16 protein-coding genes and 1 pseudogene are annotated in these 13,052 nt (G+C 35.4%); all 17 read left to right on the top strand.

Going from position 1 to position 13,052, the window contains the following annotated elements; genetic code table 11:
- Window positions 1-4 precede the first annotated feature (4 nt).
- Entirely contained in the window at window positions 5-1,678 is a 1,674-nt protein-coding gene (locus IGJ99_RS14305; protein ID WP_438770930.1) for a hypothetical protein, read from the top strand.
- Complete coding sequence (locus tag IGJ99_RS14300; protein WP_438770929.1) at window positions 1,662-1,943, top strand: hypothetical protein; 282 nt, start codon at window positions 1,662-1,664, stop codon at window positions 1,941-1,943. Before IGJ99_RS14305 ends, IGJ99_RS14300 begins: the two co-directional genes overlap by 17 nt.
- 237 nt (window positions 1,944-2,180) lie before the next feature.
- Window positions 2,181-2,567, top strand: a complete 387-nt coding sequence (locus IGJ99_RS14295) for a plasmid mobilization protein (protein ID WP_077152001.1) — start codon at window positions 2,181-2,183, stop codon at window positions 2,565-2,567.
- Between the two features lies 1 nt (window position 2,568).
- Entirely contained in the window at window positions 2,569-4,071 is a 1,503-nt protein-coding gene (locus IGJ99_RS14290; protein WP_347082423.1) for a relaxase/mobilization nuclease domain-containing protein, read from the top strand.
- A 65-nt stretch (window positions 4,072-4,136) separates the two neighbouring features.
- Complete coding sequence (locus IGJ99_RS14285) at window positions 4,137-4,325, top strand: type II toxin-antitoxin system HicA family toxin (protein ID WP_023520664.1); 189 nt, start codon at window positions 4,137-4,139, stop codon at window positions 4,323-4,325.
- 34 nt (window positions 4,326-4,359) lie between these two features.
- The gene (locus IGJ99_RS14280) at window positions 4,360-4,746 is read left to right on the top strand and encodes a type II toxin-antitoxin system HicB family antitoxin (protein WP_034690421.1); all 387 of its coding nucleotides are present in this window, start codon (window positions 4,360-4,362) and stop codon (window positions 4,744-4,746) included.
- A gap of 19 nt (window positions 4,747-4,765) precedes the next feature.
- Window positions 4,766-5,548, top strand: coding sequence for a Fic family protein (locus IGJ99_RS14275; protein ID WP_347082425.1), 783 nt, complete (start codon window positions 4,766-4,768; stop codon window positions 5,546-5,548).
- A 100-nt stretch (window positions 5,549-5,648) separates the two neighbouring features.
- Entirely contained in the window at window positions 5,649-6,098 is a 450-nt protein-coding gene (locus IGJ99_RS14270; RefSeq protein WP_438749080.1) for a hypothetical protein, read from the top strand.
- Window positions 6,099-6,801: 703 nt separating this feature from the next.
- Entirely contained in the window at window positions 6,802-8,574 is a 1,773-nt protein-coding gene (gene ltrA / locus IGJ99_RS14265) for a group II intron reverse transcriptase/maturase (RefSeq protein ID WP_438753811.1), read from the top strand.
- Window positions 8,575-8,656: 82 nt separating this feature from the next.
- Window positions 8,657-8,968: pseudogene (locus IGJ99_RS14260) on the top strand (DNA/RNA non-specific endonuclease); the annotation flags it as partial.
- 428 nt (window positions 8,969-9,396) lie between these two features.
- The gene (locus IGJ99_RS14255; RefSeq protein ID WP_010736452.1) at window positions 9,397-9,846 is read left to right on the top strand and encodes a JAB domain-containing protein; all 450 of its coding nucleotides are present in this window, start codon (window positions 9,397-9,399) and stop codon (window positions 9,844-9,846) included.
- Between the two features lie 39 nt (window positions 9,847-9,885).
- Window positions 9,886-10,299, top strand: coding sequence for a Cas9 inhibitor AcrIIA9 family protein (locus IGJ99_RS14250; protein WP_347082654.1), 414 nt, complete (start codon window positions 9,886-9,888; stop codon window positions 10,297-10,299).
- Complete coding sequence (locus IGJ99_RS14245) at window positions 10,296-11,624, top strand: PcfJ domain-containing protein (protein WP_347082652.1); 1,329 nt, start codon at window positions 10,296-10,298, stop codon at window positions 11,622-11,624. Before IGJ99_RS14250 ends, IGJ99_RS14245 begins: the two co-directional genes overlap by 4 nt.
- A 167-nt stretch (window positions 11,625-11,791) precedes the next feature.
- Window positions 11,792-11,956 (top strand): hypothetical protein, encoded by a 165-nt coding sequence (locus IGJ99_RS14240; RefSeq protein ID WP_271525124.1) that lies wholly within the window; start codon window positions 11,792-11,794, stop codon window positions 11,954-11,956.
- Window positions 11,949-12,206 (top strand): hypothetical protein, encoded by a 258-nt coding sequence (locus tag IGJ99_RS14235; protein WP_347082650.1) that lies wholly within the window; start codon window positions 11,949-11,951, stop codon window positions 12,204-12,206. Before IGJ99_RS14240 ends, IGJ99_RS14235 begins: the two co-directional genes overlap by 8 nt.
- Window positions 12,207-12,301: 95 nt before the next feature.
- Window positions 12,302-12,655, top strand: coding sequence for a hypothetical protein (locus IGJ99_RS14230; RefSeq protein WP_438749059.1), 354 nt, complete (start codon window positions 12,302-12,304; stop codon window positions 12,653-12,655).
- A 139-nt stretch (window positions 12,656-12,794) separates the two neighbouring features.
- Window positions 12,795-13,052, top strand: a 258-nt coding sequence (locus IGJ99_RS14225) for a hypothetical protein (protein WP_438770928.1), incomplete at its 3' end; no start/stop codon positions are given.

Raw genomic sequence — 13,052 nt, 5'->3', positions numbered from 1 at the left:
AAGAATGCCAACATTGTTTCCTGACAATTACGAAAAAGCGAATATAGCGAAAAGAAAAAAGTTGGCCAGAAATTTAAAACTCAAGAATGGATTGTCAGCTTTAGACATTGCTTTACATGCTCATGACATTTTCGATTATCTAACGGGATACGGAGTAGAAAAACGGAATAGTGCATTTGTTTCATTGTTTCAATATGCGGCAGAAGCGTTAGGCGTACCATATGAAATAATTGAAGAGGCGTTTTTTACACAAACGCCTCTTTCAGAAGAAGAGTTGTTCGCTGTTTCTTATTTATTCAATCCGAACGCAAAAATTATTGACAAACAAGATTTACCAATCGTTCCGATAACCATTGATTTTTATTCGATGTGCCTTAGCTTGTTTGATGAACTTCCCGCTTCATTTTGGAAGGATTACGTAAAGGCAGAGGCATTACTGCCTGAAACGAAATTGGATGCTTATGATCTTGAAAAGCTCTTGCAAGCTTTTGTCCAACAAGTATGGTTGAAGACAAAAGATAGCATAGGAAAAGCTGAAGGGAATGAAATTGAAAAAGCACGTCAAATGTTTTTGGCATATTTTTATCGAAATGACCAAAAGTTTTATCGAAAAGAAACGCAGGATATGTTGCTTGGTTTGTTAGAAAATAAAATAGCGGAACAAGTAGAAGAAGCTTTTGTTATTGATGATCACTTTCAAAAATTGTTAGATGAAGGAGATTCAAATAGTATCTGTGCCTATGTTATTGATCACTTAACTGACTGGACAGATGAAAAAAATTATCTACGCTTTTTAAGAAGTATACCTAAGACAAAAAACTTATCGTTAATGAATCAGTTGTTGCTTCTTTATCAACGTGCAGAAGCAGTTGAATCAAAAGAAGTCCATGATTGGATTCGAGAAAATAGGACGTTGAAGAATAATGCGGAACCTGTCTTTCTATTTGGAGGAAACCAACAAAAAGTGAATAGTGAAACTGGGGAGATCCTGAAAGAAAAACAAACGCTGCTTACACCAATCACTCATGCCCCGATCGTTCCATATTTTGAAAAAACGGAAACGCAAGGAAAAGAAGAAACTAAAAAAATAGAAACGAGTCCGAAAGAAGTTTTCGCTATCTTGGAAAAGAGTGCGAATCAGACAATCGTTTTTGAAGAAAGAGAAGAATCAATCCTTGAAGAGCATACGATTCGAATAAAATCGAATCAGGGAGAAGAACAAACACTTGCTGATTTGATTATTTGTCTTTTAGAAAAAGAGAAACGATCGGTGGACGATATCATTCGATTTGAAAATGAAAGTATTGCGTCTATTGTAATGATTGTTTTTGGATTTAATCCCGTGCCTCTTAATTTAAGTTTGTTAACTCAGTTACGATCAATGAATAACGGAAAAGTGAAATTACAACAATTGTTTACTGACTTGATTGTTCGAAGCGATACCTTTTTACAAAAGATTGCTGCGCATATGTACGAAAAAGAAATTGAGCAAGTTCGACCAACATTGGAAGAAGAAATCAAACGTGCGCGAGAACTCCAAAGTCGAGCAATGGACAATGTCGCAACAGACAAGGCGAATAAAAAAGAAGAACGATCTGAGGAAGATTATAATTTAGCGGATACTTTAGAAAAATTAAAAGGCAATTCAGAAAGTAGCGAAGATGATAAAACTGATTAAAAAGCGACCTTTGTGTCTGTATTATCTTTGGAAAGTTTGTCAGCGATTTGAACGAGACGAATCTCAAGAACTTATTCTTCCACCAGTAAAAGCAGTGATTGGTCAGTTGCAATCAGAAAGACGAAACTTAGAAAAATTTGAGAAAGAATCAATCGCTATTCACATTTCTAGTCTTGCTTTGTTAGAGGAAATACTAAAAAATGAATCTGAACAATCATTCAGAAAGCTCATTTCGGATCTCGAAGAATTCGTAAAAGGTCAATGATGTAATGAAAGAAAATGGGGTTTGGGGCATGCCCCAAGTTTAAAACCAAAAAAGAGGAAACTCGTAAATCGTAGATTTTCGGGATTCCCTTCTTTTTTGGTTTTTCGTGAGGTGGTACCACCTCGCTATGCTTGCCACTGTCGAAACTCCGCCCCTCCTGGGCGGAAGATTTTGGTTCGGGAGTGGGCAAGGCATAGCCTTGCGAAGCATTAAGTGATTATCGTAGGAGAGATTCAAATGGATAAAAAAAACTTGTTCCGTAATGAAATAATAAAAGTATATGTTACTGAAGAAGAAAAGCAACGAATTAAGAAAAATATGAACTTAGCGAGAATAGGAACAATGACTAATTATATTCGTCTAATGGCCCTTAACGGATGGGTAATCAATATAGATTTTACAGATTTGAAGGAAGCTTTAGGTGAAACGGGGCAATATGTTTCTGAGTTGAATATGATCGGCAATAATATCAACCAGATTGCCCATAAATTAAATCAGACAGATCTTGTAGAAAAAGAAGATATCCAATATCTCGTTTCAGAGTTCGCGAAAATGCAAAACAACTATGTACGTTCACAAGACATTTTGCTACAAGAAATTCAGAAGCTAACGAGGAGGGAGTGAAGTGCCAACGACTAAAACGCTCACGATTAAGCAAGAAAGATATCTAAAAGAGGCGATAAGATACATTCTAGATCCAGAAAAAACAAAAAATCAAACTTTAACGAGTGGTCATAAAGTTAACGCCGTGAACAATGCTTTTTTTGAAATGAACTTAACAAGAACATTGGCTCAAAGAGTCCGTGGAAAAATGAATAAAAAAAAGACTGAGGAAGTAATTGCAAGACATATTGTTCAATCGTTCGATCCTGAAGACAATCTCACACCTGAAGAAGTTCATGAAATTGGAAGACAGACAGCGCTCGACTTCTTAGGTGAAGATTATGAATTTGTCATTGCCACCCATGTTGATAAAGACCATTTGCATAACCATATTATTTTTAATACAACCTCAAGTGTCGATTTAACTAAGTTCCGCTGGCAACGAGGAACAGCGGCTCATTTAAGAAATTACTCCGATAAGTTAGCGGACTATCACGGCGCAATGATCCTCGATACGCCTAAAAGAAACTCACATAAAAAGTATCAAGAATATCGAAGAAAGAATGCGTATCGAGTGGAATTAAAAGAACGTTTAAATTTTTTGCTTACCCATAGTACAAGCTGGGATGATTTTTTAGTTAAGGCAAGGCTTCTAAATATTGATGTTGACCCTAATCATAATTCAGAAGAATATGGGAAAGTGATCAACTACAAATTATTGGATCTGCCACAAAAACGTCCAGCTCGTGATTATACGATAAATAAAAAACAACGAATCTACAATGAAGAAAATATTATCGAGCGGGTAAGTAAAAATAAACCGGAAGCGGTTTTCAATGCAATGGATATTGCAAAAAAATATGTCGAACAAAAAACAGAAAAAGAATCTTTACCCGATCTAATCTTTGTCATTGAACCCTGGCAAATACAAAGAGACACCATGACAGGGATTTATGTTGAGATTGCCTATGGCCGGTATGAAACAGGGGTGGTCAAAGTTCCTGATTACATGTTAGAGAAATTGGAAGACGGACGCTACGAGGCACATTTTAATTATAAAGATATTTTTTATTTTTGGAGTGATGAAAAAGGGCAGAAAAATAAATTTGTTAAGGGAGCGTCTTTGGCAAGTTATCTTTCTGGAGAAAGTGGGCTGTTTCCAAAACGAAAAAATTCTGCTATTCAAAATGTCCGAGAAATGGTTACAGCTTTAAATATTTTGTCAACCCGTCAAGTCAGCAGCGATCAACTACCACATGTTTTAGGGAAAGACTTTTATGATAATTATGAAATTGTGCAAGCAGCAAGAGCAACTTTGGACGACAAGTTATTTAGAGCGAACGAAAAACTAAAGTATGATCCGTCCAATCTTGAACAAATAGAAAAAGTAAAATCCTTACATGGTGAGAAAAAAGAACTTGAAAAACAAGTAAAGTTGCTTGAGAAACAATTAAAAACTTACGATGCAGCATTGAGTATTTTGACAGAAAAGGCAGTATCCGATTCGGTTGATCTTGATAAATAGACACGAAAAAGCTTTACTGTACGCCCTGTACGTGCTATAATATTATTGTCAGGAGGTAGCTTGAAATGCCCATGACAATTAGAGAAGCAGAGAAATTACTCAAAGATGCTGGCTTTGTTGAAGTGAAGGGTGGAAAGGGGTCACACAGGAAATTTATAAAGAAAAATTTTCCTAGACCAGTTATTCTTACCAGTCATTCAAAAGAGTTATCTAGAAGAGTAGAGGATTCTGTTCGAAAAGCAGTGGGCAAATAAGCCCACTGTGTCTATAAGAAAGAGAGGGATAGAAATGAAAAAAGTTTATCCAGCTATATTTGAAAAAGATCCTGTTGGATACGGAATTTATTTTCCTGATGTTGAAGGAGCGGTCACGCAATCGGAAGATATCGCCCAAGGATTAGAACTTGCGGCAGATGCGTTAGGTATTATGCTTGGAGACCTAGTCGAAAAAAACATGCCTTTGCCAACACCTACGGCTATCAATGCCCTTTCTGTAAACCCTGAAACAGAATTTGCGACATTGATTTCTGTCGACTTAAATGATTATTTAAAAGATGTCCAACTTGATAAAAAAACAATCAAAATTCCACATTGGTTGAACGTGCGTGCGACGAATGAAGGAATTAATTTTTCTAAAACGATGACTGAAGCATTGGCTCAAAAATTAAATGTCTGATACTGGAGGTGGTCAACCTATGGATACTACGGCACTCGCAAAATTCATTCAATCATTGGGTAGTTTGAATAATTACGGCAGCTCTGTTTATCAAACGAAAAAAGCGTTAGATTTGAAATCTACGAAACCACTCCGTCAAAATAGAGATGATATAGCTATTTTTATGGATAGTGTAAAAGGGATCAATGCGATAAAAGAAAAAGGTTTTTCTGTAGATGGTATTATCGAAGTGAACAAGCAATTTGATTCACCGTCTGAAGAACAGCCCAAATTACCTGGTCATTTGCGAAATTCATATTACAATGAAGATGATCGGATAGCTATTGTTCTTGATCAAGCTAGTCAAGAACACTATTTCCCTAAAGAGATTATTTCTAGGGACGATTTACAAGAAATCGTGGATCAGTTTGAACAATCTGAACGAACAGAAAAAGATGCCTGGTGGGTTTTCGCTAGACTGGCTAAATTACAGGCTTTTCAAGATGGAAATAAGCGTACAGCGTTAATTTCAGCCAATGCTGCATACGGCACATTGGACAGCGAAAACTATTTGATGGTTCCTTTTCATGATATCAAACGTTTAGAGTTTACTTTTAATCTGATGTCATTCTATCGAGCAAAGGATCATTTAGAAGAAGAACAAGCATTTGAGGGATTGTATCGTACATTACCTTCGAAAAAAGAACGTGAGTTGTATTTGCGTCAACCGATTGAAGAGCGAAATGTGGCCCAAGATCTTTCTACTTTTCGAGTAAAATCTGAACTTCGATCAACGGAAAAAGACAATGAGCCAGAGCTATGAAGGAAAAATCATGGTACAACTTATAATAAAAATAATGATGACATAAAAGCATTACCTACTCATTTTGAGAGGTAATGCTTTTTGTATTAAGGAGACTGATATGAAACGTAAGTCAAAATTCATACTCGCAGCATTATTTAGTTTGTTTGGGTTTACTGCTTCTTTGATGGACTTATCTGAAATCAATGTTCAGTTGCCTGCTTTTTTCGGTGATTGGGCCTATCAGGAAGAAATCTCAGTTGAAGAGGTTGAGAATCTGCCTGATTATGATGGTCAGAATGTTGTTATCCAAGTAAACGGCAATTATCCGAGTTTTAAAGCTGAAGAGATGTCGATAGATGCAGGCACTTGGCAAACATTTTCTAATCTCGACTCCCTTAATCGGGTCGGTGTCGCAGATGCACTATTGCACCAATCTATGATGCCAACAGAAGAACGGGGAGATATATCGAACGTTTATCCAACAGGCTGGAATCAGAAAAAACTAGAAAGTGGTGTGTGGCTCTATAATAGAAGTCATTGTGTGACACGTTTCCTTATAAGTATGTAAATACGAAATAGGAGAACTACAAAATATGTAGTTATAACTAATTAAGTGAAGTTTGGAATGAAAGCCTTCAAGTTGAGCTGAAACAAACTATCTGATACTCCTGCATGCAACAAATAGGAATAGCTATTTATTGTGTGAAGCCAGGTGAAGTCGGCTGAACAAAGCCTAAGTCTGTACCTAAGATATGGCTGAGGATAGGTCGGGATGCTATAAATTATCTATGGTAAGAATGTCAAACGTTGACTGACGAACTTGCGAATGAACGGGTCTAAATCGGTAATATAGTGAAAACTATATACTGCGTGCGCAGGGTTAATTACCGAAAAGTATGGTGATGAGGAAGAAATTCGGAATACCTAACAAAGAAGATATAAATTAACAGGCTCAAAGTAAGTACCTAAGGATATATGCAAAGCTAACTTAATTGGAACGTGGAAAGCAAGGAACTGCATGAGAACCATCTAATTCATGAGCAGGTATATATAAGAGAACAATCGAAATTATTTTATCCTTGTGAGAGTAGGGGCACAGTACTGTTGATATGTGGTAATTCGCATGGAGGGATAGCCCCAAGTCTTATTATTATTGAATTTTAAAACAACTGAATGAAACTTACAGGGTCGAGTAAGATGATGGGACTTCCAAAATAGGAGTGAGTTATCCATCGGTGAGTACGTATTTACGATATGTAGAATATTACGGTATGCAAGAAGTATTAGACGATTTATATGAGAGAAGCAAAAACAAATCCACAACATTTGTCCCTTTGTATGAACGAATTATCTCCAGAGAAAATATCCTCTTGGCATACAGGGTGATTAAAAATAATACAGGTTCAAAAACAGTTGGAGTAGACGGGATCGCGATCGATGATTATAAACTAGCAAATACAGAAATGTTTGTCAGATATATTCGAAGTGTACTGTCGGATTACAAACCTCAGAAAGTAAGAAGGGTTTATATTCCAAAAAGTAACGGTAACAAGAGACCACTAGGAATTCCAACAATGAGAGACCGAGTTATCCAACAAATGTTTTTACAGATCTTAGAACCAATATGTGAAGCAAAATTCTATAACCATTCGTATGGATTTAGACCTAATCGGTCAGCTAAACACGCAATGGCAAGATGTAAATTTCTAACGCGAAAGAATTTTCACTACGTGGTAGATATTGACGTAAAAGGATTCTTTGACAATGTAAATCACAATAAGCTGATAAAGCAACTATATACGATAGGGATAAAAGATAAACGAGTTTTAGCAATTCTAGCCAAGATGTTAAAAGCCCCAATTGAAGGAGAGGGTGTTCCGAAAAAGGGGACTCCGCAAGGAGGGATATTGTCTCCCTTGTTATCTAATGTGGTATTAAATGAGCTTGATTGGTGGATTGCCAACCAATGGGAATTCATGAAAACGAGAGAGCCATATCACCCATCTTCAAGATTAAGGGGCTTAAGGCGGAAAACAACGCTAAAAGAAATGTTTATCGTTCGTTACGCTGATGATTTCAAGATATTTACTAAAAATCACCAGTCAGCAATTCGAATTTACCACGGTATAAAAGGCTATTTGAACAATCATTTATCTTTAGATATTTCACCAGAAAAATCTAAAATAACTAATCTAAGGAAAAGAGAATCAGAATTTTTGGGCTTCACGTTAAAAGCTGTCAAAAAGCGAAAATCCTATGTCGCTCATACGTATATAACAAAAGCCAAAAAGAAACAGATAAGTGAAAAACTTAGATGCCTTATTCGTGAAATTCAGAAAAGCCCTATACAAAAATCAGCCTACAAATACAATGCGTATTTACTAGGAACAAAGAATTATTTTCAATCAGCTACACATGTAAATAAAGACTTTCACGAAATCGCCTATCGTCTTATGCAGACTTTCCGTAATCGGTTGAAATCAGCAGGGAAATATGGACCACCCACTAAAGCAAACGCAACTTATAAGAGATTACACAAGAACAGCTATAAAACCTACAATATTGCAGGAGCGTACCTATATCCGATATCAGATGTCCAAACGAAAAATGATATGTGCTTTAGCCAAGATATATGTTTCTATACAAAGAAGGGGCGAAAGAAAATTTACAGCCAACTTTTGCCCAATATATGTACAGAAATTTCAAAAATGGTTATGTACCTTTCTGATAATAAAAATATAGAATACGCGGACAATAGAATTTCAAAATATTCTATGCAACAAGGCTTATGTGCAGTCACAGGAGCATTTCTTAAAGCGGAAGATGTCCATTGCCACCATAAAATACCCAAACATTTAGGTGGTACGGATAGCTTTGATAATTTAGTTATTGTTCATAAATGGGTTCATATTTTGATTCATGCGGTTTCTAAAGGCACGATAAATAACTATTTAAATATCCTTCAGTTAAACGGAAAACAACTGACAAAAATTAAACACTATCGTGAGTTATGTAATTTAGTTGAATTAGAAGAAATGATATAAGATGGAACGCCGTATGAGGTGAAAGTCTCACGTACGGTGTGGAGCGGGGGAAAATCCGGAGATAATATCAAAGGATTACCTATCGCTATTACTCGGATTTCAACTAACTGGTGAAAATGCAAACTGGAAAAACCTATTTACTGGCACACAAGAATTAAATCAGATTCACATGGTCAAGTATGAAAATGAAATTGCGCAATACTTAAAGAGTACAAATAATCATGTACGTTATAGAGTAACACCTATTTTTACGGAAACAGAGTTAGTCCCACGCGCTATCCAATTAGAAGCGAAGAGTATTGAAGACAAGCAGATTAATTTCAACGTTCTGATACCAAATATACAGACTGGAATAATCATTGATTACTCAACAGGAAAAGCGACAAAAGAATAAGTAAAAAACAAGAGATCAAGATCAAAACCAAAAGGCAAGTTCAAGGTCAAGGGCTTAAATTTCAAAGCGATTTTCAGCTCGTTCGTCCGATGTCTTGATTAAGCTCCATTTCTTCCCAAACCACTGTTACCCTCAGCGTCACTGCTTATACACCTTCCGCAGTCAGAAAAAAAGGGGCGGGAAAACTTTTGAGAAGATCACTCAAAACTTTTCCCTACAGCACTCCCTTTTTTTCTGCCTGCTACAGGTGTAGGGCATAAGCACGCCGAGGATAACAGTTGGAAGAAATGGAACGAAGTTTAATCAAAGAAAGGAGCGAAATCTAACGATCTGAAAATTGAAATTTTTTAAAACCTTTTCGCCTCAGAAAAACGTTAAAAAAAATGTATGTTGAAAACCCAAAACCTTAAAAGAAATGAGCTGAATTTATGGAAAAAGTCTATGAAATCGTCAAAATCAAGCAAGAATGTCGTGTTTATGAAGAGTTTCCACCGTTAAAGATTACCTCGTCTTATTCAATTGCAAAGTGGTTGCAAGATGAAATTGGCTATGACACACAAGAAAATTTAGTGCTGTTATGTTTAGATACCAAGAATAATATTAACAGTTACTCAATCGTCCATAAGGGAACGTTAAACTATACTACTTGTCACCCAAGAGATATCTTTCAACGTGCGTTACTATCAAATGCTTGTCGAATTTTAATCGCACATAACCACCCCTCGAACAAGCCGAATCCAAGCAAGGAAGATGATATTGTGACCGAAAATATTGAATCGTGCGGAAAAATGTTAAATATCGAGCTTTTAGACCATATTATTGTCGGACAAAATACTTACTACTCATATCGAGAAAATAATCGGATAGGTGCTTTCTAGTTTATGGAAAGCACCACACAATAAGAAAGGAGAATTGAAATGAATGAATTAATAGAAAAGGCACATGCCAAGATGATGGAAGAAATGAGTGAGGAACGTCCAAGGTCGGAAGATATTATACACAATTGGTTGTGCCAACAGGTACAAGTAGATAATGAGCTTTTAGAGGGGATTCTAAAGAAAGGGAAAAGTATTAGAAAGGCAATGCAGTATTGTTACTCGCAGGCAATGAAGCAAGCAATTGGAGGGTGCGCACTAATTATCCATGATGATGTTTTTCAATGGGTGACAGATTACTTTAAGAGTGAAGAAGTTGAAATAAAGCAACCAAAGATGAGCGTAACGAATCCATCAGTAACAGTAAGTAAGCAATGCGAAAAAGAAAACCATGTTCCTAAAAAAGAAACAAAATCACCGGAAGGAGAGCAATTAAGTTTGCTAGATTTTCTATGAAAAATGCGAATGATTATGCTAAAAATTGTCTGAAACCGCCAAAAGCATTCTTTGATTGGTGCTATGAACAAATGCCAACGTACGTATGGAAAAATAAGGAAAAAGAAATTATTGCTTCGGAGAGAAACCATAATGACGTACGTGAGAAAAGGTTAACTAAAAAATCGAGACTAACTTTTTACGACAGAAAAGAAAATTTCATGACTGTTCTTTGTACGAAAAAGCGAATTGAAATACAGACTTACACAATCGTTTCAAAATTTGAAAATGGAAAACAAATTTTTTTAAGCTACTTGTTAAACCTAGAGCAGTTAGCAAATGATAATCATATAAAAATTGGACTTAGAAATATTGATCATTATGAATTTGGTCTAACGAATACTGGAACAATGTTCAGCTATAGTACACAGTATCTGCTTTTATATCAAAATAATTGGTTAAATCGTATAGGTGAAATTTCTGAATTAAGATATTTAGACTTAGAAGAAGAATATCCAGAAGAGTTACCTCATATTTATAAGTATCGACGATTAATCGAATTTGCACAGAAAATAGGGGCATGTGAATTAGCTTCGGAAATTATTGCGCAAAGATTAGATATGCGTAAAGTAACTGTTAACTGGTTAAAAAGGAATAAAGAATTTTTTAAAAAGAGCGATAGAAAATATAGTACGTGGGAATTAAAAAATGAGATAGAGAATAGAGGGAGTAAGTTAATCGACGGTGCTGAAAAATATTTGTCAAGTCGACTATTAGATGAGGTTCCTAATGGATTATCTTTAATTAGATTTCAAAACTATTTAATTAAGCATAAGGTGAATGCTAGATACTATGTAGATTACATTAACACCTTAAAAGATTTGAATATTTCATTAAGTGAAAGTCACATACTTCCCAAAGATATCTATAAAGCACATGACGAGGCAGTAGCTAGGTTGAATGCAATGAAAAGGGAAGTTGTCCGCAAGGAATTTGCTAAACGAGCGAAAGAGCTAAAAGAATTAGAAATGAGAGTTCAAGGTTATCAATTTCTATTGCCAAAAGATGCAAAGGAATTAATTGAAGAAGGAAAATCTTTAGAGATGTGTGTCGGTGGGAGTAGCTATATTAATAGCCATGCCAATGGTGAAACGACAATAGTATTTATTAGGAGGGCTACTGAGTTAGATAAACCTTATTACACCTTAGAGTACAGAGATGAAAAAATCATACAATTACATGGTTACAAAAATAAAAATGCAGATAAATTTCTACAAGAAGCCAGTAATGAATGGTTAAAGAGAGTTAACGAGTTAATCGGAGGGGAGATACGACATGTTTCGTAACGTCTTAGGAAACAAAAAAAGCCTATCTTAATCGGTAGTTAAGATAAGCACGCAATATAGCCTACAGCGAAGCATTGCTCCTTTAGTATAACAGTATCTAAAGGAGTAATGCAATAGGTATCATAAGACGGAATTAAGTGAAAAACGAAGCAATAGGAGGAGATTATATGTACAAAATCAAGTTAATTGGAGTACAGTATGTCGTGTTTAAAAATGGTGAGAAGATAAAAGAATTTCCGACTCTTAAAGAAGCGGAATCTTACGTAGATAAGTTGACTATCTACCCTGAAAAAAATAGACGCGATCCAAAGGAGTTGGTTATTTATGACTAAAACTCTCGATGGGAATCATGCAAAACAGCAAATCTATTTATCTTTAAGTGAATTAGTCGATTTATTAATAGATAAAAGAGTTTTAGATGAGAAAGTTGCTAGCACGTTGATGACTAATCATAGCTATCGATCAAATGCCCTGGAAGAGGAAGGACTACCTACCAGCTTATTATTTGATTTGATAAAACTAACTGGACGAAAACTAAGAGTATATCCGAGTACAGACAATACAATCTACTGGTTAGAGTAGGGAGAGAATCAAATAAATATGATTATCATAATTCTTTCAATATCCATCAATTTAATTTACTAACAGAGGAAATTAAATAGAAAGAGGGTTAAACCATGTTAAAAGTAGGAGATTTAGTCCTGTGGGGAATAAACGTCAATCCTGCGTGGCATATAGTTGTCGAAAGAACTCAATTTAAATCTGCAACACAATATAGTTTTGTAACGCTAACCACTGGTACTGTTACTACTGAGTGGGTTGATACACTAGAGGATTTGTACGAACGTTATAAAGGCTTCATTACCTCACATATAAGTCCTGATTTTTCACCAACAATTGAAGAGGTAAAAAATGAAAAAAGTAAAAGAATGAAAGTAGCGTTGGAAAAAGATATAAAAATGATGGATGAGTTGGGCTATCAACTTGATGAACAGAAACTGAAAGAAATAACCGAATGGTTAGAACATTAAAAAAATTATTCTAACGGAAGATATTACCAATAATAGAAGAAATATGTTAAGACAATTTGAGTTAAACCAATATATTCCGAAAAGCGAATATATACACTAACTAAAATTACAAATAAAAAAGTTAACAGGAGATGACACTATGAAATTAATCGATATTTACGATAATAATAGCTTAAAGTATATGGGGTCTTTTGAACACACCGATAAAAATATTATCAATTATGTAGCAGCAATCCCACAGTTCAATTTTATACGATTAGTTGAATTATCTAGTGATGAGATAGTTCTAACGACAATCGGCAATTTCCTTGACTATGTACCTGATCAAAATTGGTTAGAAAAAATTCGACCTAGCTTGATTGCTAAACAGATGAAAGAGGATGTTATAGATGAAGTG

The organism is Enterococcus sp. AZ095b (assembly GCF_051714725.1).
Lineage (GTDB): Bacteria > Bacillota > Bacilli > Lactobacillales > Enterococcaceae > Enterococcus_B > Enterococcus_B pernyi.
This window is presented reverse-complemented; position numbering and strand designations above follow the sequence as displayed.

What these genes read in the sequence shown, in the direction of transcription:
- IGJ99_RS14305 (WP_438770930.1), top strand. Translation starts at nt 5, where the DNA reads ATGCCAACATTGTTTCCTGACAATTACGAAAAAGCGAATATAGCGAAA.
- IGJ99_RS14300 (WP_438770929.1), top strand. Translation starts at nt 1,662, where the DNA reads ATGATAAAACTGATTAAAAAGCGACCTTTGTGTCTGTATTATCTTTGG.
- IGJ99_RS14295 (WP_077152001.1), top strand. Translation starts at nt 2,181, where the DNA reads ATGGATAAAAAAAACTTGTTCCGTAATGAAATAATAAAAGTATATGTT.
- IGJ99_RS14285 (WP_023520664.1), top strand. Translation starts at nt 4,137, where the DNA reads ATGCCCATGACAATTAGAGAAGCAGAGAAATTACTCAAAGATGCTGGC.
- IGJ99_RS14280 (WP_034690421.1), top strand. Translation starts at nt 4,360, where the DNA reads ATGAAAAAAGTTTATCCAGCTATATTTGAAAAAGATCCTGTTGGATAC.
- IGJ99_RS14275 (WP_347082425.1), top strand. Translation starts at nt 4,766, where the DNA reads ATGGATACTACGGCACTCGCAAAATTCATTCAATCATTGGGTAGTTTG.
- IGJ99_RS14270 (WP_438749080.1), top strand. Translation starts at nt 5,649, where the DNA reads ATGAAACGTAAGTCAAAATTCATACTCGCAGCATTATTTAGTTTGTTT.
- ltrA (WP_438753811.1), top strand. Translation starts at nt 6,802, where the DNA reads ATGCAAGAAGTATTAGACGATTTATATGAGAGAAGCAAAAACAAATCC.
- IGJ99_RS14255 (WP_010736452.1), top strand. Translation starts at nt 9,397, where the DNA reads ATGGAAAAAGTCTATGAAATCGTCAAAATCAAGCAAGAATGTCGTGTT.
- IGJ99_RS14250 (WP_347082654.1), top strand. Translation starts at nt 9,886, where the DNA reads ATGAATGAATTAATAGAAAAGGCACATGCCAAGATGATGGAAGAAATG.
- IGJ99_RS14245 (WP_347082652.1), top strand. Translation starts at nt 10,296, where the DNA reads ATGAAAAATGCGAATGATTATGCTAAAAATTGTCTGAAACCGCCAAAA.
- IGJ99_RS14240 (WP_271525124.1), top strand. Translation starts at nt 11,792, where the DNA reads ATGTACAAAATCAAGTTAATTGGAGTACAGTATGTCGTGTTTAAAAAT.
- IGJ99_RS14235 (WP_347082650.1), top strand. Translation starts at nt 11,949, where the DNA reads ATGACTAAAACTCTCGATGGGAATCATGCAAAACAGCAAATCTATTTA.
- IGJ99_RS14230 (WP_438749059.1), top strand. Translation starts at nt 12,302, where the DNA reads ATGTTAAAAGTAGGAGATTTAGTCCTGTGGGGAATAAACGTCAATCCT.